Annotated in this window: 18 protein-coding genes; 14 read left to right on the top strand and 4 right to left on the bottom strand. The window is 52.1% G+C overall.

Annotation, left to right across the window (positions count from 1 at the left end; all coding sequences use genetic code 11):
• Positions 1-2: 2 nt before the first annotated feature.
• The 4 genes from VMT62_09570 to VMT62_09585 all read right to left on the bottom strand — a co-directional run bounded on the left by VMT62_09570 (position 3) and on the right by VMT62_09585 (position 4,987).
• On the bottom strand, positions 3-992 hold the full coding sequence (locus VMT62_09570) for a branched-chain amino acid ABC transporter permease (protein ID HVN96666.1): 990 nt from the start codon (positions 990-992) through the stop codon (positions 3-5).
• Positions 989-1,870 (bottom strand): branched-chain amino acid ABC transporter permease, encoded by an 882-nt coding sequence (locus VMT62_09575; GenBank protein HVN96667.1) that lies wholly within the window; start codon positions 1,868-1,870, stop codon positions 989-991. Before VMT62_09575 ends, VMT62_09570 begins: the two co-directional genes overlap by 4 nt.
• Positions 1,871-2,087: 217 nt before the next feature.
• Entirely contained in the window at positions 2,088-3,242 is a 1,155-nt protein-coding gene (locus VMT62_09580; GenBank protein HVN96668.1) for an ABC transporter substrate-binding protein, read from the bottom strand.
• A 299-nt stretch (positions 3,243-3,541) separates the two neighbouring features.
• A complete protein-coding gene (locus VMT62_09585) occupies positions 3,542-4,987 on the bottom strand; it encodes a sigma 54-interacting transcriptional regulator (protein ID HVN96669.1) in 1,446 nt (481 codons plus the stop codon).
• Positions 4,988-5,310: 323 nt separating this feature from the next.
• On the opposite strand from VMT62_09585, the gene VMT62_09590 reads away from it, so the two are divergent.
• From VMT62_09590 to VMT62_09655, 14 genes are all read left to right on the top strand, one after another.
• Complete coding sequence (locus VMT62_09590) at positions 5,311-6,849, top strand: AMP-binding protein (protein ID HVN96670.1); 1,539 nt, start codon at positions 5,311-5,313, stop codon at positions 6,847-6,849.
• Positions 6,850-6,875: 26 nt separating this feature from the next.
• Entirely contained in the window at positions 6,876-7,700 is an 825-nt protein-coding gene (locus VMT62_09595) for an ABC transporter ATP-binding protein (GenBank protein HVN96671.1), read from the top strand.
• A 171-nt stretch (positions 7,701-7,871) separates the two neighbouring features.
• The gene (locus VMT62_09600) at positions 7,872-8,666 is read left to right on the top strand and encodes an ABC transporter ATP-binding protein (GenBank protein HVN96672.1); all 795 of its coding nucleotides are present in this window, start codon (positions 7,872-7,874) and stop codon (positions 8,664-8,666) included.
• A 17-nt stretch (positions 8,667-8,683) separates the two neighbouring features.
• On the top strand, positions 8,684-10,621 hold the full coding sequence (locus tag VMT62_09605; GenBank protein HVN96673.1) for an AMP-binding protein: 1,938 nt from the start codon (positions 8,684-8,686) through the stop codon (positions 10,619-10,621).
• Complete coding sequence (locus VMT62_09610) at positions 10,618-11,505, top strand: branched-chain amino acid ABC transporter permease (GenBank protein HVN96674.1); 888 nt, start codon at positions 10,618-10,620, stop codon at positions 11,503-11,505. Before VMT62_09605 ends, VMT62_09610 begins: the two co-directional genes overlap by 4 nt.
• 3 nt (positions 11,506-11,508) lie before the next feature.
• Positions 11,509-12,558 carry a branched-chain amino acid ABC transporter permease gene (locus VMT62_09615; GenBank protein HVN96675.1) on the top strand — a complete coding sequence of 350 codons (1,050 nt, stop codon included), beginning with the start codon at positions 11,509-11,511 and terminating at the stop codon, positions 12,556-12,558.
• Between the two features lie 83 nt (positions 12,559-12,641).
• Positions 12,642-13,889, top strand: coding sequence for an ABC transporter substrate-binding protein (locus VMT62_09620; GenBank protein HVN96676.1), 1,248 nt, complete (start codon positions 12,642-12,644; stop codon positions 13,887-13,889).
• 200 nt (positions 13,890-14,089) lie between these two features.
• Positions 14,090-14,923, top strand: coding sequence for a TIGR02757 family protein (locus VMT62_09625; protein ID HVN96677.1), 834 nt, complete (start codon positions 14,090-14,092; stop codon positions 14,921-14,923).
• On the top strand, positions 14,913-16,178 hold the full coding sequence (rimO, locus tag VMT62_09630) for a 30S ribosomal protein S12 methylthiotransferase RimO (GenBank protein HVN96678.1): 1,266 nt from the start codon (positions 14,913-14,915) through the stop codon (positions 16,176-16,178). The genes VMT62_09625 and rimO overlap by 11 nt, the downstream gene beginning before the upstream one ends.
• Positions 16,179-16,242: 64 nt before the next feature.
• Positions 16,243-17,718, top strand: coding sequence for a lysine--tRNA ligase (gene lysS / locus VMT62_09635; protein HVN96679.1), 1,476 nt, complete (start codon positions 16,243-16,245; stop codon positions 17,716-17,718).
• Between the two features lie 155 nt (positions 17,719-17,873).
• On the top strand, positions 17,874-18,350 hold the full coding sequence (locus VMT62_09640) for a GNAT family N-acetyltransferase (protein ID HVN96680.1): 477 nt from the start codon (positions 17,874-17,876) through the stop codon (positions 18,348-18,350).
• Positions 18,351-18,590: 240 nt separating this feature from the next.
• On the top strand, positions 18,591-19,790 hold the full coding sequence (locus VMT62_09645; GenBank protein ID HVN96681.1) for a lipoprotein-releasing ABC transporter permease subunit: 1,200 nt from the start codon (positions 18,591-18,593) through the stop codon (positions 19,788-19,790).
• On the top strand, positions 19,783-20,463 hold the full coding sequence (locus tag VMT62_09650; GenBank protein HVN96682.1) for an ABC transporter ATP-binding protein: 681 nt from the start codon (positions 19,783-19,785) through the stop codon (positions 20,461-20,463). Before VMT62_09645 ends, VMT62_09650 begins: the two co-directional genes overlap by 8 nt.
• 85 nt (positions 20,464-20,548) lie before the next feature.
• Positions 20,549-21,493, top strand: coding sequence for a transposase (locus tag VMT62_09655; GenBank protein ID HVN96683.1), 945 nt, complete (start codon positions 20,549-20,551; stop codon positions 21,491-21,493).
• Positions 21,494-21,521: the final 28 nt, after the last annotated feature.

A 21,521-nucleotide genomic window follows, 5' to 3' on the forward strand; every position in this document is an offset into this window, starting at 1 on the left:
TCTTACTGTCCCGATGTCCCATTCATCTCTTGATGGCTTCCTGGCTCCCGTGAAAAGAGACGTTTTTTTAGAGAAGTGAAAAAGCCATAAATCCCCCGCGGCATGAAAACGAGCACCGCAATGAGAATCACGCCGTTTATCAACATTTCGTAATCCTGGAACTTGTAGGTCAGCTCGGGAAGGTATTTGAGAAATATAGCCCCAAGCGCAGGGCCGAAGATCGTCCCGGTCCCACCGAGAAAGAGCATAACGAGCAAGTTGATCGATGTATTGACGCCAAAATCTTCAGGGGCCAGAAATCCCATATAGTGAGCGAAGAGAGATCCGGCAAGAGAGGCGAAGACGGCCGAGAGCACATAGATACGCACCTTGTACCTGGCGCAGTCGATGCCGAAGGTCTTGGCTGCGGTCTCGTCGCTATGGATTGCGAGCAGCGTTCTCCCAAAGGAAGACTTCACCACGGCGAGGCTACAGATTACGACGAGTATCACTAAAGCCCAGACAAAATAGTAGTAGCTCACATGACTCGCGAACGTAAAGCCGGCTATGCTGAATGATGGAACATCCCGTAACCCCGATGCGCCGCCAGTTAGTCCATGTAGCCCCACGATCAGGGTAACGACGATCTCATTCAAAGCGAGCGTGGCCATGGCAAGATAGTACTCTTTGAGTGCGAGAACGGGCCGACCCATGCCCCAGGCAACACCAGCCGATAGCGCCATCCCTGAGACCATAGCCGTTACGGGTGCTATCGAGTACCGTGCGGTCATAATGCCTGATACGTAGGCACCGATGGCAAAGAAGGCCGCATGGCCCACCGATATCTGCCCCGCGTAGCCCATGAGCAGATCAAGGCTCACGGCAAGGATGATGTATATGCCGATAAAAATGAGGATTCCACATTTGTATGATGACATACCCCCCAGTGTGGGAGGGTAGAGCGCAATGAAGCCGACCACGAGAATCCACCAGAGCCTCGAAAGTCTCTTCATACCTCGCGGCTCCACTTTGCGCCGAAGAGCCCGTTCGGCCGGAATATGAGCACGAGAATCAGAATGGTGAAGACGATCGGGTCAGAGAACTGAGAGGAGATAAGGCCGACCGTATAGGACTCGACAAGGCCGAGAAGCAATCCCGCAACCACAGCCCCCACAATGCTCGCAAGCCCGCCTATGGACATGGCGATAAACCCCTTTACCATGGGCATCACCCCGCTGCCGTATTGCATGAAGAGGAGCGGCGCCACAGCCATACCCGCTAAAGCGCCGATAGCCGATCCCCATGCCCAGGAGAAAAGAGCGGCCTTTTGCGTGCTGATACCCATGAGGCTCGCGCCGAGACGGTTCTCCGAACATGCCCTCATCGCCACCCCGAGGGTTGTCTTCTCGAAGAAGAACCAGATTAAAAAGAGGACCACCACGGTGATACCGATGATCCAGATGACCTGCGGCATCAATGTCGCCCCGAACACCTGGATGGGGTTGCCCTCGGTAAAGGGCTTGAGTATGTGGGATTCCTTGCCCCAGATGACAAGGGCGCCTCCCCTGAGCGTGAGCGATATGGCAACGGTCATGACGATCAAAGTGCCGACCCCCGAATCCTGAATGGGCCTGATGAGCACGCGTTCCACGAGTGCGCCGAGCAGCGTTGCCGTCGCCGTTGCGAGCACGAAGGCAAAAGGCATGGGAACACCTTTGGAAACGAGCGTCGTCATGGTCAGTGCGCCGATTACGAAGAACTCTCCCTGGGCAAAACAGATCAACTGAGAGACCTTATAGACGATGACAAGGCTTACCGCCATCAAGGCATAGATGCTGCCGGAAGTTAAGCCGCTGAAGAGAAACTGTATGAGGTGTGAGTATTCACCCATCTACAGACCTGTCTTTTTCCCCGGCAACGAGATTAGCTTTTTTCAAAAAAAACCCCTTGCCGTTCAACAGCCCTCATTTGGTGGTCACGTCCGAAAATACAGGGAAGATTGCCCTCGCGAGAACGCATTTTCCATATCGCGTAGAGCGATCCTCCCGTTGAATACCCATGCTTCTTCTCTCATCACGTAATGCGAGAGAGAAAAGCGACACGCCAATCTATTCTTCCAGCCCGATCCACTTCCCGCCTTTGATCGTAAAGAGGGCCATGTCCTCCATGCGATTGCCCTGATGGTCCTTGGGCGACATGTTGTACATGCCGTTGCAGCCGGGAAAGTTCTTGATGTTCTCAATGGCGTCGCGAAGCTTGACCGGATCATCGGACTTGGAAATGCGCAGCCCCTCTGCAATAAGGGCGACCGCGTCTGCCTGCTGGCCCGCATAGTAAACTGCAGGCTCCCCGTACTTCTTCTGGAACTCGGCGGCGAAATCCATGATGACCTTTCTGCTCGGGTCATTGGCTGCGATTGATTCGGGATGGACGATCTTACCCGCGGGAACAATCACGTATGCCGGGGTCTGGCCCACCAGTTTTAAGAAACCGGGGCTCGCATTGCCGTGCGATACCACGAGAGGAATGTTGCCCATACCCATCTGGGCCATGTTGCGGGCCACAAGCGCCGCGGGCTCTCCCGTGCAAAAGGAAAAGATGGCCTGAGGGTTGAGGCTGCGCAGCTTGGCGAGTTGCGCCGTCACGTCCGGCGCCTTTATATCGAACTTTTCCTCGCCGAGAATGGTGATCTTGTAAGTGGGGGCATTATCCCGGATCACAGTTGAGCCGATCTCGCCCAGGGGGCCGATAGGCATGAGAAGGGCGACCTTGTTTATGCCGTGTTTAGAGAAATATGCGAGGGGCCTTTTCATAGCATAGTCAGTCTTGTGGGCGTTGTTGAAGGTGAACGTCTCTTTTTCGGAAAGCTCGTATCCTGACTGAATAATCGCCGGAATTTTCTCCTTGTTTGCGACTGATGAAACGGCGCCGGAGACCGTGGCCGTACCCGTTCCCATGAGGGCGATCACTCCGTCCGAGGCGATGAGTCTCTGGGCTGCTCTGGTGCCCTGTTCCGGGGTGGACTGGTCGTCGTAGGTGATAAGCTGCAGAGCGCGGCCGTTGACTCCACCGGCTTTATTAATCATCTCGACTTTCAGTTCCGCTCCTTTCTTCATGTAGTCTCCGAGCCAGGAAAGGGAGCCGGTCAGCGGGCAGATGAATCCGATCTTGTACGGCTTGGCCGTCTGGGCCAGGGCCCCGCTATTGGTCAAAAAAAAGAATGATACGAGTACTAATGCCGCTATGATACTGAATCTTTTCATTGCGCATACCCCCTTCTCGGTGAAATTTTGTTCACAGAAAATGCAAGAAACATACCTACAGCACATTTTGATGTATCGTGTCCGCGCTGTCAAGCAAAATAGATGAGAACAGAGAGACTTTTTTCCTTGACTAAGGCCGTTCCGGCGCGATGAACACGTTTGGCGAAGTGAAGGTAATAATCCGGGTGAGGGGCAAAAGATCTTTGGCGATCATGGTCATAAATGACCACGGCTTAGCGGGTTGCCACCGTCCGTGATCTCATAAGACCGTTAAATACAATGAAGAAACAGCATGGTCATTATTGACTGTCAAATCTGATCAAGCGCAGACGGCGGGTAAGCGTTGAGATACTCACGCCCAGTTTTTGTGAGGCCTCTTCAAGAGTGCTCGCCTGACCGAGTATCCGTTTGATAACCGCTTGTTCATGCTTTCTCACTTCATCCTTCAAAGATCTTATATCCGCCAGGTTTTCCCGTTCGTCCTCGGCCGTGCCGCCTAAAGCCGAGTACTTCTTAGGCAGATGCTCAGGTTTGATGAGATGTTCGTTTGTGACCACCAGAAGATGCTCGAGCAGGTTTGCGAGCTCCCGAACGTTTCCCGGCCATCTGTATGAACACAGGATATCTACAACGTCCTTGGTGAGCTTTGCTTCCAGGCCGTATTTCTTGCCGTACCTGTCGAGGTAATGAACGAGAAGAAAGGGTATGTCCTCCCTGCGCTGCCGAAGAGGCGGTATCAACACAGGCACCACGTTCAGACGATAATAGAGGTCCTCCCGGAATTTCCCGTATTTCACCATCTTTTCAAGGTCTCTGTTGGTGGCGGCGATTATTCTCACATCCACTTTTTTGGGTTTGACCCCGCCCACACGGGTTATCTCCTGGTCCTGGATCACGGTGAGGAGCTTGACTTGAAGTCGTAAGGGAAGATCGCCGATTTCATCAAGGAAAAGGGTCCCCCTGTCGGCTATCTCAAAGTAACCCGCTTTGCCTTCTTTGCTCGCGCCCGTAAAGGCTCCCGGCTCATAGCCGAATAGTTCCGATTCGAGAAGGTCTGCCGGAATTGCGCCGCAATTGATCTTTATGAATGTGCCCATCTCTTCTCTGGGGCTTGCCTCGTGGAGTATCCGTGCTATAAGGTCTTTGCCTACCCCTGATTCTCCGAGCAGTAGCACCGTTGTGTCCACGCGGGCAATGCGATAAACCGTTTCCATGATCTGTTTCATCTCTTTGCTGTGCGCAATGAACTGGGAGCGCATGGTGCGGAGCCTTTTCACTTCGTTAAGCTCCACGAGATACTTGGAGATGAGTTTTTGGGACTGGGCGCATTCCTCCTTCAGCCTGTTGAGTTCAGTTATGTCCCGGAGATTGCAGTAGATCCTGTCGATCTTTCCATTCTGGTCAAAAACCGGAACCCCGGTGCTCAAAACTTCCTTGCCGCTTCTCATTTTAATGACGACCGTTTGCGGTTTCCCGGTATTGATGACGTGCAGCGATGCACCCGTATCGGACATGCCCTCTTTTACGAGATCACGGATCTTTCTTCCCACGATTTCTGAATTGCTTGTTTCCATGACGCGCTCAAATGCGGGATTTGCCATGAGCAATCTGCTTTCTCCATCAACGATACAGAGTGCGTCATGGGTATTCTCGATCATGCCCATCAGGTCACGGTTTCTCTCTTCAAGCTCCCGTATCCGTTTCTTCAACTGAGTAATTTCACGGTCGAGCTCAGATGTTTTCATAATTTCCGGTATTCTACCTCTTATGAAATGAGTAAGCAAATACCGTTCCATTGACATCCGCGCATCGGTTACGCCACACGGCCTTTTGGAAAGAATGTTCAATGAAGCCCGTGATAAAACGTATAACTTGTAGTTACAGAACACTCGAAGATCAGACCTGACGAGGCGCGGCTGTGCGCCCCATGGGAAATAATATTATACATTTATACAATATGAAATTTTCTTGACATTTCGAACCAACCCATATAACTATTATACCGAAAATAAGAAATCGAGTTGTACTTAGCATATAACGTAAATCTCATTCTTACAGGAGTCGCATCATGAACGTTGCAACAAACTTGGAAACAGCCGCACTCTACTTTCCCGAGCGTCCCGCATTAATCTCAGAGGGAAAGGAAATGACGTATTCAGAAATGAACCAGGCAGCAAATCGTGTTGCCACGGCCATTCTCAAGATGGGGGTCAAGGCCGGTGATCACATAGGCATATGCGCACCCAACTCCATTGACTGGCTCGTCTTCTATTTCGGTATCCTTAAGACCGGCGCTGTGGCGGTTACGCTCGGCGCGTCACTTTCTCCGGATGAACTCCGTCTTCTCCTCGACCATGCCAAACCGAGAATACTGCTTACCGCCGACGAACGGTTGAAAGATATTCAGAGTCTCAGAGGAGCCGACGGCATTAAAACGGCCATCTGCCCTAATGGCGATATGTCCTTTCAAAAGCTTCTTGATGCGGGCTCGCCTTCATTTGAAGCTGTCTACCGTGACCGTAAGGACACAGCAGCCATCCTCTATACAGGGGGAACTACCGGTATACCCAAGGGCGTGATGACGACCCACCAGAATATCAACACGTCGGCGCACAACGTGGCTTTTAGCGAACGGTCTACCGAGCAGGACAGGGCCATCTGTTATCTCCCGTTTAACCACGTCTTCGGACAAATGCATGTCATGAACGCCACAATCTTGAGTGCAGGGTCTCTTGAGCTCCTCCCCACCTTTGATATGGATAAGGTCCTCAGTCTGCTCGAGGCCGGCCGCATAACCAAGCTCTTCAGCGTGCCCACGGCATACGTGAGGCTATTATCTCTCGATAATTTGAAACAGAAATTGGGAAAAGTCCGGTACTGCTTTTCTGCGGCCGCAGCCATGGCGGCGGAAGTTGTCCGGCAATGGAAGGAGAGGACTGGACTCACGATCTATGAGGGATACGGAATGACGGAATCAGCTTCAGCTGTCACCTATAACCACTATTACCGGCATGTGGTCGGGTCCATCGGAACGAGCGTGCCCGGGGTCGAGGTTCAGATCAGGGACATTTCCACCGGAGCGGTTTTGCCTGCCGGTGAAGAGGGTGAGATCTGTATCCGTGGCACCAACATCATGAAGGGCTACCTGAATAACCCTGAAGCAACCAAAGAGTCTTTCTGGCATCTCGATCCCGAGAAGAAACGCCACGAAGACGGCTGGTTCAGGTCCGGCGATATCGGTGTCTGCGACAAAGAAGGATACGTCTTCATCGTGGACAGGCTCAAAGATATGATCATCACGGGCGGCGAGAATGTCTATCCCCGTGAAGTCGAGGAAGCCTTATACACCAAACCTGAGGTTGAAGAATGCGCCGTTATCGGTCTCCCTGATAGAGAGTGGGGCGAAAGGGTTGCAGCGTTCATCACACCCAAGGCCGGCAAGAAGGTGAGCGCCGACGAAGTGAAGGCCTATCTAAAGACCAAGCTGGCGCCTTTCAAAGTACCCAAGGAGTACGTGATTACCGACAAACTCCCGTTGAGCGCGGCAGGCAAGATCCTGAAGCGGGAGATAAAGAAAGAGTATCTCGAGAAACTTAACAAGAAATAAGAACAGGTATTGGGGGACCTGGGGCTATGAATATGGAAACAGGCAACCACGATAGACTACGCATCGAAAACCTGTCGCTCAGCTTTGGCGGCGTCAGCGCCTTGTCCAGCGTGAGCATGAACGTCTTGCATAACGAGATACTCGCCATCATCGGGCCGAACGGAGCCGGTAAGACCGCGTTGCTTAACAGCATAAGCGGCTTTTACAAACCCCAGAAGGGCGAGATATATTACGAAGGGCAGAGAGTAACACGCATGCGCCCGGATAAACTCGCCAAACTCGGTATTGCAAGAACCTTTCAGAACATAGAGCTCTATACCGGACTATCCACTGAAGATAACATAATGGCAGCGAGACATGTTCTCATGAAACAGAACTTTGTTACCGGCGGGCTCTACTTCGGGTGGGCACTTAAGGAAGAGATCAAACACCGTGAGATCGTAGAGGAGATCATCGACTTCCTCGAAATAGCTCCGATAAGGAAGAAGGTAGTGGGCCTATTACCTTATGGAATGCGAAAAAGGGTAGAGCTTGCACGCGCTCTCGCCCTGGAACCCAAGGTATTGCTCCTTGATGAGCCTATGGCCGGGATGAACCTCGAGGAAAAAGAGGATATCGCGCGCTTCATCATCGATCTGTTCGAGGGTCAGGGCGCCACTTATCCGAATACGCCTGTGCTGCGGGACGGAATCAGGTCGATCATCCTCGTGGAACACGACATGGGGGTCGTCATGGATATTGCCAACAGGGTCGTGGTTCTTGAGTTCGGGCGCAAGATCGCCCAGGGCACCCCCTCAGAAGTAAGCGCCAATCCTGATGTTATCAGCGCGTATCTCGGAAAAGGGGAGTAGCACGAGAGAGAAGTTTCTTATTGCCCGTAACATGCGATTACGGACCCGCATAGCGTAACGGTTCGTTATGGTAGAAGATGGGAATGGCGGGTTAGGCTGTTCGTTTGATCTTTAAAGTGGTTGCAAACGGGGATAGCCGAGCACACAAAAGATTGGGGTGGATAAGAGAGAATGCTAAACGTAAACAACATTGAAGTTGTCTATATGAACGTCATCCAGGTGCTGCGGGGTGTATCGCTCACTGTCGGTGATGGAAAGATCGCTGCCCTGCTCGGCGCAAACGGCGCGGGCAAAACCACAACACTCAAAGCGATATCGGGGATGCTGAAGACCGAAGAGGGCGAAGTAACCGTCGGTACGATCGAACTTGACGGCAAGAGGTTAGACAAGTATGGGCCGGAGGATATTGCGGCGCTCGGCGTGAGCCAGGCAATGGAAGGCCGCAGGGTGCTTGAACACTTGACCGTCGAAGAAAATCTGCTTGTCGGAGCTTACTGCCGAAACGATCGCGCAGGAGTCAGAAACGACCTGGAAATGGTCTTCGGGTACATCCCCAAGATCAAGCACCTGCGCAACCGGGTGAGCGGTTACTTATCCGGAGGCGAACAGCAGATGCTCGTGATCGGGCGGGCGCTCATGGCCCGACCCAGGCTTATGCTCCTGGACGAGCCTTCCCTCGGTCTCGCGCCGCTCATGGTAGAAGAGATCTACCAGATCATAAAGAAAATCAATATGGACCAGAAAATGTCAATCCTCCTCGTAGAACAGAACGCGAGGGCAGCTTTAGGCATTGCCGATGACGGCTATGTCATGGAGAACGGAAAAGTGGTTTTGACCGGTCCGGCCGAACAACTGCGGGATAACGAGGATGTTCGGGAATTCTATCTGGGACTATCGACTGCAGGTTCCAAAAAGAGCTATCGTGACATCAAGCACTACCGGCGAAAAAAGAGGTGGCTTGCTTAACAAATAAGACGGAGGCAGTGATTACCGGGATGGACGAGGCTTACAGAGAAAAAGGCGATACCTGGCCCAAAGTACTCAAACACAACTGCGAGCAGTATGGCGACAAAAAAGCCATGCGCTATAAACACCACGGCATCTGGCAGCCCTACACCTGGAGAGAGTATTACTCCGATGTAAAATGCCTGGCGCTCGGCCTTTTGTCTCTCGGTTTCAAGGCCGGGGATGCGCTTCTTATCATTGGAGATAACGCCCCGCAATGGTACAACGCTGAGATAGCCGCCGAGGCCGATCATGGCATACCCGTGGGGGTTTATTCCGATGCCTCCACTGAGGAGATAGCATTCGTCGCTAAAAACTCCGGCGCTGCGTTTGCCGTGGTTGCCGATCAGGAGCAGGTTGACAAGCTCCTCGAAATCAAGAATGAACTCCCCCTTCTCAAGAAGGTGATCTACTGGAACTACAAAGGACTCGCGCACTATAGCGAGCCTATTTTGATGGGATACAAGCAGGTGCTGGAGTTAGGCAAGGCGTACGATGGGGAGCATGCCGGACTTTTCGAGAAAAATGTGGAGGACGGCAAGGCTGATGACATCTGCGCTCTCGTGTATACCTCCGGCACCACGGGAAATGTGCCCAAAGCCGCTGTCCACAGCTACAAAACGATAAGGGCAGGAGCCGAGGCTTATCTGCGCCTTGATCCGTGGCGCGAAGACGATAACGTGGTTCCTTACCTGCCGCCCGTCTGGATCAACGAACAGTGGTTCGGGATCGCGTGTCATCTCCTGTCATTGAGCGTCCTCAATTTTGCCGAAGACCCTGAAACCCAGGAACGGGACAACAAAGAGATAGGGCCGAATATCGTATTCCATGAGGCCCGCTTGTGGGAGAGCCGGGCGGCCAAGGTTCAGGCCATGATGCTCGGGGTCGATGCATTAAAGAAGCTTGCTTTTCGCCTCTTCATGCCCGTCGGTTACAGGATGGCCGATCTCAAGCTTCAAAGTAAGAAACCGACGGTATTCTTCAGAATACTTCATATGATAGCAAATATCGTCCTCTTAGGACGCATGAGAAAGAGCCTCGGTCTGTCGAACGCAAGGATCTGTTACACGAGCGGGGCAACGTTGAGTCCCGATGCCTTTAGATTCTATCATGCCCTCGATCTTCCCCTGAAAAGCATTTACGGAACGACAGAAGGCGGCGCTCTGACAGGAGCGGCCAATGAGGATATCCGTCCGGAAACGGTTGGTCCCGTCCTTAAGGGAGCAGAGGTGAAAATAACCGATCAGGGCGAGATCATCTACAGACAACCCGGTATGTTCCTCGGCTACTATAAAGACCCGAATAAGACGGCCGAGGCGTTAAGAGACGGATGGTTTTATAGCGGAGACGTTGGTCTTGTGAATAAAGACGGCGAGGTTGTGTTTTTGGACAGGAAGACGAATCTCGTTGCGCTCACGGGCGGTGTCAGGCTCGCCCCTCAGGCTATCGAGTGCCGGTTAAGATCGAGCCCCTATATTAAGGACGCCTGGGTTACAGCCGGACCCGATAAAGCATACGTATCCGCCGTTATCGTTATCAACTATGATACCGTGAGCGGGTGGGCCGGTCAGAGGAGGCTCTCCTTTAACACATTTGCCGAGCTCGCACAAAAGGCCGAGGTGTATGAGCTCATAAAGCAGGATGTGGACAGGATAAACAGCGATCTGCCGGCAGGCTCAAGGGTGAGAAAGTTCGTAAACCTGCACAAGGAATTTAGCCCCGACGAAGGTGAGTTGACGAGAACTCGGAAGCTTAAGGCGTCATATATGGAAGAGCGTTACGCCGGGCTTGTCAAAGCAATCTATGAAGATAAGACCGAGATACCCGTGGACGCTCCGACTCGCCAGCGTGAAGGGGGTACGGGAGTACGAAAGACTGTGCTCAATGTGATGTCCATTAAAGGAGCGGCCGCATGAACTTCTTTTTGCAATTGATCGTAACCGGTTTTGCCCTCGGCATGGTATATGCCCTCATCGCAATAGGATTTGTGATCATTCTCAAATGCTCGAATGCGTTCAACATAGCCCAGGGACACTTCGTGCTCATTGGCGGTTACGTAGGTTATACTTTTCTCGTACCCTTTCATCTGCCGATCTGGGCCGCCCTGCTCGGTGCAATAATAGTGGCCGCCCTGCTCGGCATGGTGATAGAGCGTGTTTGTCTTCGTCCGCTCGTAGGCCACCCTGAGCTTGCCATCATCATGATGACCATAGCCTTAGCCACGGTGCTCGAGGGGCTTGTGACCCTGATCTGGGGTGGAGAGTACAAGACGTACCACGGAGTGCTCCCCACGCTTACCCTGAAACTGGGTCAGATATCGGTGCCCCCGGAGTCATTAATCGGTCTTATGGTTTCGGTTTTCGCGGTTACCTTGCTCATACTGCTTTTCCGGTACACAAAGATCGGACTCGCCATGCGGGCGACCGCTGAGGACCTTCAGGTGGTCCAGAGTCTCGGCATCAGGGCGACTACGGTTTACGCGGTTTCATGGGTGATCGCCTCCGTCGTTGGGGTGATCGGCGGTATCCTCCTCGGTGGGGTGTCAGGCGTGATGATACCGCTTGCTGAAATAGGCCTCAAGGCCTTCGCCGTGGTCTTGCTCGGCGGTGTGGACTCTGTGGGCGGGGCCATCGTGGCCGGTATTATACTCGGCATGCTTGAGAATGTGGCGGCGGGCTATCTGGATCCGCTCTTGCCGGGCGGAGGATTAGCCCAGGTATTTCCCTTTGCAATAATGATCTTCGTGCTCATCTTCAGGCCCTACGGTCTATTCGGTATGGCCAGGATAGAAAGGATATAGCAAATGAGCTTACGTGGCGGAACCTTTCACGAAAACTACGCGCAGGACATGGCTGTTATCCACGGCAGGTCCCAATGGACGCTTCTTGCCGCTTTCATCGTCCTGCTTCTTCTCTGCCCCCTGTTTTGCAGCGACAGGATACTCACCGTCATGACCATGATCTGTATCGCCATCATCAGTGTTCATGGCCTCAACATCTTAACGGGGTATTGCGGCCAGATCTCCATGGGGCACGTGGGTTTCATGGCGGTAGGTGCGTACGTTTCCGGCATACTCACCGCAAAATATGGCTGGCCATTCTTTGGCGCTCTGCCTTGTGCTGCTCTGGCGGCCGGCGTGGCGGGGTTGATCTTCGGCCTGCCTTCATTGAAAATCAGGGGTTTTTATCTGATTATGGCGACGATAGCCGCACACTTCATTATTATGTGGCTTGTACTTCAGGCGAGAACTTTCACCGGCGGGTCTGACGGCCTGCCCGTGCCAAAACCCTCCATCGGTAGTTTTGTATTTAACACCAAGGCGAGTTATTACTATCTCGTAATGATCATTGCGTGCATTGCCACGTATTTTGCAGTCAACATAACGAGAACGAGGGCAGGCAGGGCGTTTGTGGCGATCAGGGACAACGATCTTGCCGCCGAGGTCATGGGGATCAGCCTTTGGAGCTACAAACTGCAGGCGTTCTTTATCGGCTGTGTTTACGCCGGTGTGGCCGGGGCACTTCTCGTTCACTACTACGGTTTAGCGAGTATTGACCAATTCCCGTTCATGGATTCTGTCTGGTACATAGGCATGCTGATTGTCGGCGGCATGGGCAGCATCGCCGGGGCCATCTTGGGCGCCGTATCGCTCAAACTTCTCGATGAGTTGATCACGGTGGTCGGCCCTATCCTCTCCGCTGCCGTGGCTGCTCAGGCAGCCGCTGCACTGGCTCTTATCGCCCGGGGCATGGTCATTATCCTCTTTCTGATTCTTGAATCCCGTGGGCTTGCTCACAGATGGGGGATGATCAAGACATATTGCAGACTGTGGCCTTTCTCGCATGAAGAATAGGGTCATGCGAGGAGTGTTGATTTGATCGATCGAAAGTATCATAATAGGGTAGCCCTATAAAACAAAAAAGGAGGAGGAAGAAAATGGGTAGAATCGGATCGAAGATCGTGTTTTTTGTGATCGTGCTGCTGGTCGGATTCTTGGCGTTTTCCCCAAGCGGTCAGGCCGCCGGGAGAACGGTGTATGTGGGGGGCACCATGTCGCTTACCGGTCCCTATGCGGAGGATTCGGCTGCGATCTTGCAAGCCTATGAGGACTATGTGAAATACGTCAACGAGACAAAGAACCTGGCCCCGTGGCGAAAGGAGAAATGGCCCAGCGACGTGACCGTAGAACTCCTGTGGCGGGACGATATGCTCCAGCCCGCAAAGGCCCTCTCCATTTACGAGGAGCTTAAGGCCAAGGGAATGCTCGTTTACCGGGCGTCAGGCTCGCCCACGGCACTTGCCCTCAAAGACAGGCTCATGCAGGACGGCTTCGGCGCACCCAGCATGTCTACGGGCGCGTTTCTCATGCAGCCGCCAGGAACCATTCTCACCTATTACCCGATTTATACCGATGATATGGCTGCTGTAGCCGATTGGTTCAAAGAGAACTGGAAGGAAAGGAGAAAACCGAGAGTCGCCTATCTCACCGCGGACAACGCCATGGGCAAGTCCATCGAGATACCGCAGATGAAGGCATATCTAGAGAAGATCGGTTATGAATTTGTCGGCATCCAGTACGTGCCGCTCGTTCCCACCTCTCCTCCTACGACCCAGCTCATGTGGCTCAAGGAAAACAAGGTTGACCTTGCCCTGGGCATTATGGTCAACCCGGGTTCACAGCCCACGGTGAAGGAAATGGTGAGATTGGGTATGGGACCGTATCAGCCGTACAAAATAGTCTTTGCCTGCGGTACGCCGAGCCATCTGCCTGTGTTTGCAGAAGCCATGGGTAAGCTGGGCGACGGATTTGTCGTGGCCGGCGGTTTCCCTCCCTGGGATGATCAGAGCCCTGGAGTAAAGTTTGAGGTCGAGTTGCAGAAAAAGTACCACCCGAACAAATTCGTGAGCCACAGCCAGTATATGGGAGGTTTTATCGAGGTTATGACGCAGATTGAAGCGTTACGGCTTGCCATGCTCAAGAAGCCCCTCGAACAGTTAAAGCCCATCGACGTGCTGAACGACGGTTTCTATCAGATCAAGAATTTCGACACCGGCGGTATTGCCGCTACCCCGCTCAACTACAGCAAAGGCAAGATCGAGGGCATTGACAAGGTCCGGGTCGACCAGCTCCAGAACGGCAAGGTCGTAAAACTCGGCGTCTGGCCGGTGCGAGGCATTTACTAATAGCCGGCATTTCGCTCGTTAGCTGAATTACAATCCGTGGGCCCAAAAACAGGGCCCACGGTTTTTTTGAACCCCGGACCTTCCCCGGGATATGTTTTCGACTTCTGTCTTGTACCGCGAAGCCCGTCCTTATCGCACGCAGCGATTCATGCATTTGATTTCATCCTGTTTTCAAGGTAAATTCTAACGAAGCGGCTCGCATGTGCCGTCAATCCGGATTTGATCTATGTGCGTACATAAAGGGAACTACCATTAATCTGAAAGACGCCTACGATAGAGAGAAGGTACATCTGAAGCATATTATGGGCAACGACCCGATTGAATTTGTCCATCGTTACAGGGACAAAGACAGCATCGAAATTGCAGGTTTTATTGCCTCCCAGTTTGCCTATGGCAAAATAGAGGTGTTTAAAAGGTTCCTTGAGGCACTTTTTCTGACAATGGGAAAGGATTTGCGCGTGTTCGTCGAACAAGGAGACTTAAGGCGTGTCAAAGGACTCTATTATCGGTTTCACAAGGATAAGGAGATCATATATCTCTTTGAAGCTCTGCGGAGGATCTATCATGACTTCGGCGGGCTTGGGAGTATGTTCAGGACGTATTATGAAAAAGACACAAGGGCCACCCTCTTTAAGCTTCGCAAGGAGCTTTTTGACGATGACGATGATGCGCTCACCTTTTTCTTTCCCAAGCCTTCGGCAACAAGCGCTCTGAAAAGGTGGAACCTGTATCTCAGATGGATGGTGAGAAAAGACGAGATCGATCTCGGTATTTGGGATTTTATCGACAGATCGGATCTCGTCATACCGCTCGATACCCACATCTTCAAGATCGGCAGATGCTTAGGCTTTACCAGGCGCGCTACCCCGTCCTATGGCGCGGCCTTTGAAATAACCGATGCGCTCAAGAAGTTCTCGCCCGAAGACCCGCTAAAGTACGATTTTTTTCTATGCCATAGAATCGGCATCGGCGCCGGATGTACCGGAACAAGAAGCCCCCGATGCAACAAGGTGTGCTTGCTCTATGAACTATAAAGTGATCAGCCTCGGATGTCCCAAGAATCTCGTAGAATCGGAGTATCTCGTGGGCCTTCTTTCGAACGCGGGACACGTGATCTCCGATCAAGACCCTGACGCGGTGATTGTCAACACCTGCGCCTTCATCGGCGATTCCGTCAAGGAATCGATCGAGACGATCCTTACAGAGGCCTCTTACGCTCACCAGAGGGTTATCGTTACCGGATGTCTCGTAGAACGCTACGGAGAAAGGCTTAAAGAACTGCTACCGGAGGTCTCGCTTTTTCTCGGGAGAAACAGCTACCCCGAGGCGCATCGGCTGATCGAGAAGGAGGGCGTCTACGCCAAAGAAGGCATGTTTGCCGAAACGTTCCCGCGGAAGATGCTCACGAGCCCCCCTCTCGCGTACCTGAAAATCCAGGAAGGATGCGACAATCGGTGTACCTATTGCACGATTCCTTCCATCAGGGGCGGTCTGAGGAGTAAATCTATCGCAGACGTAAAGAGAGAGTTTGAGTGGCTTCTGAGCGCGGGCTTTCGGGAGATCAACATTATCGGTCAGGACATCACGGCTTACGGCAGGGATGCCGCATCCACGTTAACGCAATTGCTGAGCGCGCTGCTCACCATCAAAGGCGACTACTATCTGAGGCTCATGTATCTGCACCCCAAAGGGTGCAATGAGGACCTTATCCGGTTCATAAAAGATGAGCCGAAGATCATCCCTTATCTTGATATACCTATTCAGCACTCGGAAGATAAGATCCTCACCGCCATGGGTAGGAAACACTTGAGGAATGACCTGGAAAGACTTCTTGAAGGAATAAGGCGTGCCATGCCCGACGTGACGCTCAGAACATCGCTGATCGTAGGTTTTCCCGGTGAGACCGAAGAGGATTTTCAGAACCTCTGCGCCTTTATACGGAAGTGGGAATTCGATATGCTCGGCGTGTTCATGTACTCGAAAGAAGAGGGCACCCCTGCATATAAGATGCGCCCGCAGGTCAAGAAAACCTTGAAAAGAGAGCGCTTTCGCCACGTCATGGAAATCCAGAAAGAGATCTCAAAGCGACGGCTCTCCCGTTTCCTGGGTCGCCAGGTGAAGGTCGTTGTAGAGGAGAAGGAAGGCGGATCAACGATAGGGCGCATGCTCACGCAGGCCCCCGACATAGACGGTATTGCATTCATTAAAGGTGAATGTGCGATCGGCCAAATCAGGCAAGGGAAAGTAGTGAAAACCCTCGATTATGATGTTATAGTAGAAATACCCTAAAAAAGGCATGGTGAATTTGGGCCTTAACCGGCTTTAAGGCCCACGCGATAAACAGGAGTCTACGATGGAACCGATCAATGAATTAGTGGCCATACGTAAAGAAAAAGAGGAAGCGCTTAAGAAACTGGGAATTGAAACCTATCCGCAGGACCGGGGACCTTATATCACGACCACAGAGGTCGGCAAAAGGTTCGGTGACATGAGCCATGACGAACTGGAAAAGGTGCTTGAGACCGTCTCTGTTGCCGGAAGAATCATGGCCTTCAGGGATTTTGGAAAGAGCACCTTTATCCACATTCAGGACCGAAGGGGTAAAATACAGATTTACGTGCGTAAGGACATGCTTAAAGAGCCTTCATACGACGTATTCAAGAAGTTTGACATCTCGGACATCGTGGGGGTCACGGGCCGTGTTTTTAAAACGAAGACCGGGGAGCTCACGGTGCTCGCCGAGCGCGTAGCACTCCTTACCAAATCCCTGCGCCCCTTGCCGGAAAAATGGCATGGACTCACAGACGTGGAGGAGCGGTACCGCAAAAGATACCTCGATCTCATTGTCAACGAAAAGGCCCGTCACGTCTTTGAAAAACGAGCGCAGATCGTAGATTTTATCCGACGCTATTTTGTGCAAAGGGACTTCATGGAGGTTGAGACGCCCATGATGCAGCCGTCTCCCGGCGGCGCCGTGGCCAAGCCTTTCGTGACCCACCACAATACCCTCGACATGGACCTCTATCTGAGGATTGCCCCTGAGCTCTACCTCAAGCGTCTCGTGGTGGGAGGTTTTGAACGGGTTTTCGAGATCAACAGGAATTTCCGCAACGAGGGTATTTCGGTGCGACACAACCCCGAATTTACCATGCTCGAGTTCTATCAGGCCTACGCCAGTTACGAAGATCTCATGGACATGACCGAGGACATGATGTCTTCGCTCGTTGAAGAGCTCTTCGGAACCACAACCATCACGTATAACGGGCACGAGATCGCCTTCGGCAGGCCATGGAAAAGGATAACCATGGAAGAAGCCCTGAAAGAGGCCCTGAAAGAGGCCGAGCCCTTCGATCCGGCACTGCTTGATGATCGGGGAAAGCTATCGGGATACGCCAAACACCTGGGCGTCGAAGACGCCGAAAGCCTCTCTCGAGGCAAGCTTATCGAGGCCATTTTCGAGGAACTCTGTGAGAAGAAGCTGACTCAACCGACCTTCATTACGCGCTATCCCGTAGAGGTCTCTCCCCTTGCCAAACGGAACAGAGAGAACCCCGATGTGACGGAGCGTTTCGAGCTGTATATCGCGGGCATGGAGATCGCCAACGGGTTTAACGAGCTCAACGATCCCGAAGACCAGAAACAAAGATTTATGGACCAGATCAAGGACAGGGAAGAAGGGGCTGCCCTTGACGAGGATTATATCATGGCGCTCGAGTACGGGCTGCCGCCGACCGCTGGGGAAGGCATCGGTATTGACCGGCTGGCCATGGTGCTTACTGACAGTCCTTCTATACGCGAAGTAATCCTTTTTCCCCTTTTGCGCCCATAGCTAATGCCGAATCGGACTTCTTCATACAATCTCGTTGCCTGCGTCGTCGCACTCCTCGACGTACCTGAAAGTACGCCTGCGTCGGCTCCTTCTTGTCGCCTCATTCTATTTTGAAATCCGAATCGGCAAATAACCGCGGCAACCACGAGGGGTCTGTGAAAATCATAGCAATTGACAGAAATGAGATAGGACTCATTAAGCCGCTGTGGGAGAAGCTGAACGCCCATCATCTCGCCGCATCGAGACACTTCAAAGAGCACTATGCCAAGTTTACCTTTGAAAAACGCATGGAGGACCTGAAAAAGCGCGATCGCCTCATCGCCTATGTGGCGCAGGACAATGGTGAAAACATCGGCTATTGCGTGGCGAGCGTTGACGCGCTGAACGGGGAAATTGATTCTCTTTTTGTGGAGGAGGCATACAGGGGAAAGGGGGTCGGCGAAAAACTTGCCTCTTCCGCCCTGATATGGCTTGAGGAAAAGCGTTGCGTCACAAAGAGGGTATCAATAGCCGAGGGTAATGAGGACGCGCTTAAATTCTACAAAAGATTCGGCTTCGCAAAAAGGCTCACGGTGATGCAAATGAGGGACCGTGCTGCAAAGAGAAAGATATCCGACAAGCTGCTCCCTTGAAGGAAAAAGATCACCACGATGGGGAAGACCTCCACACCCTCTAACATCTAAATAATAGAGTCTGTAAAATAGAGCGCCACAAAATGCAAAACCCCATGTAAAAAAAAGATAATACGTATTCTATTGCTCTCATCGAGGAGGCGAATGAAACGATTTCGAGATCGCGATCTGCGAGCTAAAGCAGGGCGTTGCCGGCCTTTCCTTGAAAGCCAGTCCCGCATATGATAAGACATTAGAAACATGGATTTCGAAACGACCATAGGGCTCAGGTACCTGCGTTCCAAGCGCAAAGAGGCCTTCATATCCTTTACCACATGGATTGCTGTTGTCGGCATTGCCATCGGCGTGACGGCGCTCATTATCGTCATAGCCGTGATGACGGGGTTTCAGGATGAAATCCGTGAGCGCATACTCGGCATCAATCCTCACATCCTCGTTTTAAACTTAAACGGGGAAATCAGGGAGCCGCAGAGGATTGTCGAACAGATAAAAAGCGTGAAAGGCGTCTCACATGCCTTTCCCTTCATCACCTTTCAGGCCATGGCTGAGAGCAACAGGCAGCTCGCCGGTGTGGCGGTGAAAGGGCTCAATCCCGCGGATGTGAAATTCCTGGGGAGCATGGTCAAAGAGGGGAGCATCGAGGCGCTCGGCGTGAAGTCAGATGTGCTCATCGGAAAGGAACTGGCCAAAAGTCTCGGTCTGTTCAGAGGGGACAGCCTCACCCTCATGGTCCCGCTTGGCGGCTATTCACCCATGGGCGCAATGCCGGAAACGGTCCGCGTGCGCGTGGGCGGAATCTTCGAGACGGGCATGTATGATGTGGACAATACCCTCGTGATCATGTCCTTGAGCGACGTGGAAAGCATCATGGGCATCGGCGCCACGGGCATCGAGGTCAAACTCGACGATGTCTACAAGGCCGACGAAGCGAGAAGAGAAATCCTAAAAAGGGTTGGCAGCCAGTACTTTGCCAGAACCTGGGTGGAGATGAACAGAAATCTCTTCTCTGCGCTGAAACTTGAAAAGCTCATGATGTATATTATCCTTGCGCTCATTATTCTTGTGGCGAGCTTCAATATCATCAGCTCTCTTATTATGACGGTAATGGAGAAGAAAAAGGACATCGCCATTCTCAAATCCATAGGCACAAAGAAGCAGAGCATCATGAAGATTTTCATGGTCGAAGGCATAACTATCGGGGTGATAGGAGCTGTAATGGGCTCCTTGGGCGGATATGTCGGCTGTCTTATTATCAAATATACGAACCTCTTCAAACTGCCTCAGGACATCTACTACATTACAAAACTGCCCGCAAAGATAGGCGTTTTTGACATCCTCTTCATCGCCCTTATCACTGCGGTTATTTGTGTGCTCGCAACTATCTATCCTTCGTATAAGGCATCGAAGATCGACCCCGTGGAGACTCTCAGGTATGAGTGATCAGATTCTTCGCACGACTGAGCTTAAAAAGGTCTTTCACAAAGACAACGTAGAAGTTCAGGTCCTCAAGGGCATCGACTTCTCCGCCGACACAGGCGATTTCATCACCATTATGGGTCCTTCCGGGGCGGGCAAGAGCACGTTTCTCCATATCCTCGGCGCCCTGGATCGTGCAACATCCGGGGAGGTCTACTTCAGGGACAAAAATATCCGTGAATACTCGGAAGATGAAGAAAGCGTCTTCAGGAACCAGAAGGTCGGATTTATTTTTCAGTTCTACCATCTTCTCCAGGACTTCAACGTGATCGAAAATATCATGATGCCGCTTCTCATCAAAAGGGTGAGTGAGACCGATGCCATCCGGAAAGCTGAAGAATTCCTCGCTGTGGTGGGCTTAGAGGACAGGCGCACCCATAAGCCGGGCGAGCTCTCCGGCGGAGAGCAGCAGCGCGTAGCCATCGCACGCGCGCTCGTGAACGAACCGGAACTGATCCTCGCCGACGAACCTACCGGGAACCTGGACCGCAAAACCGGTCATGAAGTCCTCGATTACATCCTCTCGGTGAACAAAAGGCTTTCGTCAACCCTCATACTTGTGACTCATGATCCTGAAATAGGCGCCTTCGGCGCCAAGCGGTACAGGATGGTCGACGGAGAATTGTCCCTCGCGTAAAACTGGTGGTGGCTCACGGGTCTCGCCCGCTACCCGGTAGTGCCATGCCTTGACATACGGCGCCGTCATAGTTTAGTCTTAGCCTATGGCCCGGCCGCTACGCATCGAATATGCAAACGCCCTGTACTACATAACATCTAAGGGCAATGAGAAACGGAGTATCTTTGTCACGGAGAAGGATTACCAAAGATTCAAAGAATGCTTGAAGGAAGCAGAAGACAGATACGGCTTTGTGATTCATTGTTATGTCCTGTTGAAGAAGGAATATCATCTCATCGCAGGGACCCCGAAGGCCAACCTGAGTAATGTAATGCACCACATTAACGGATCGTATGCCGCGTACTTTAATCAAAGAAAGCACCGAAGGGGCCATTTGTTTCGGGGAAGGTTCAAGGCTGTTCTCATAGACCCCGACAACTATATCCTCGAGCTGAGCCGGTACCTCCACCTCATGCCTGTCAAGGCGAATGTTGTGAAGAGGCCGGAACGGTATCGCTTCAGCAGTTATAAGTCGTACATTTACAAGACGAGAGATGAGCTCGTCCACCGCGATCTTATCCGGCGCATGGCCCCTCTTAAGAAATACAAGCGGTTTATCGATTCTGCGAAGGGGGTCGAACTGAAGAATCCTTTCGATGATGTTTTCAAGAGCTCGGTTCTCGGGGATAGGCCCTTTGTCAATAAGATCATGAGGAAGCTCGATATCGAAGCTAACAAGCATAAAACGGTTGACCGCCCGCGAGCATCGGCCGCCTCTGTCTCGCCCGAAAAAATCATAAAAATGGTCGGTACCCACTTTGACACCGACGTGACTTCCTTACAAAAAGGCATTTACAGGAATCTCGCTATCTATCTTGTCAAGAAATATACCGGGGTCCCAAACCACGAGATCGGAGAACTTTTCGGAGGTATAAGTTATTCGGCGGTGCCCAAGGTGTACAGAAGGTTTGCCGATAGACTGAGTAAAGATAACGACCTCAGGAAGGAAACGCGCAAAATAGAAGATGCCTTGAAACACGTGAAGAGATGACCCCGAAAAACCCCCGCACCCTCAATAG

The organism is Syntrophorhabdaceae bacterium, from assembly GCA_035541755.1.
Classification (GTDB): domain Bacteria; phylum Desulfobacterota; class Syntrophorhabdia; order Syntrophorhabdales; family Syntrophorhabdaceae; genus PNOF01.

What these genes read in the sequence shown, in the direction of transcription:
- VMT62_09570 (HVN96666.1), bottom strand. Translation starts at nt 992, where the DNA reads ATGAAGAGACTTTCGAGGCTCTGGTGGATTCTCGTGGTCGGCTTCATT.
- VMT62_09575 (HVN96667.1), bottom strand. Translation starts at nt 1,870, where the DNA reads ATGGGTGAATACTCACACCTCATACAGTTTCTCTTCAGCGGCTTAACT.
- VMT62_09580 (HVN96668.1), bottom strand. Translation starts at nt 3,242, where the DNA reads ATGAAAAGATTCAGTATCATAGCGGCATTAGTACTCGTATCATTCTTT.
- VMT62_09585 (HVN96669.1), bottom strand. Translation starts at nt 4,987, where the DNA reads ATGAAAACATCTGAGCTCGACCGTGAAATTACTCAGTTGAAGAAACGG.
- VMT62_09590 (HVN96670.1), top strand. Translation starts at nt 5,311, where the DNA reads ATGAACGTTGCAACAAACTTGGAAACAGCCGCACTCTACTTTCCCGAG.
- VMT62_09595 (HVN96671.1), top strand. Translation starts at nt 6,876, where the DNA reads ATGAATATGGAAACAGGCAACCACGATAGACTACGCATCGAAAACCTG.
- VMT62_09600 (HVN96672.1), top strand. Translation starts at nt 7,872, where the DNA reads ATGCTAAACGTAAACAACATTGAAGTTGTCTATATGAACGTCATCCAG.
- VMT62_09610 (HVN96674.1), top strand. Translation starts at nt 10,618, where the DNA reads ATGAACTTCTTTTTGCAATTGATCGTAACCGGTTTTGCCCTCGGCATG.
- VMT62_09615 (HVN96675.1), top strand. Translation starts at nt 11,509, where the DNA reads ATGAGCTTACGTGGCGGAACCTTTCACGAAAACTACGCGCAGGACATG.
- VMT62_09620 (HVN96676.1), top strand. Translation starts at nt 12,642, where the DNA reads ATGGGTAGAATCGGATCGAAGATCGTGTTTTTTGTGATCGTGCTGCTG.
- VMT62_09625 (HVN96677.1), top strand. Translation starts at nt 14,090, where the DNA reads ATGTGCCGTCAATCCGGATTTGATCTATGTGCGTACATAAAGGGAACT.
- rimO (HVN96678.1), top strand. Translation starts at nt 14,913, where the DNA reads ATGAACTATAAAGTGATCAGCCTCGGATGTCCCAAGAATCTCGTAGAA.
- lysS (HVN96679.1), top strand. Translation starts at nt 16,243, where the DNA reads ATGGAACCGATCAATGAATTAGTGGCCATACGTAAAGAAAAAGAGGAA.
- VMT62_09645 (HVN96681.1), top strand. Translation starts at nt 18,591, where the DNA reads ATGGATTTCGAAACGACCATAGGGCTCAGGTACCTGCGTTCCAAGCGC.
- VMT62_09650 (HVN96682.1), top strand. Translation starts at nt 19,783, where the DNA reads ATGAGTGATCAGATTCTTCGCACGACTGAGCTTAAAAAGGTCTTTCAC.
- VMT62_09655 (HVN96683.1), top strand. Translation starts at nt 20,549, where the DNA reads ATGGCCCGGCCGCTACGCATCGAATATGCAAACGCCCTGTACTACATA.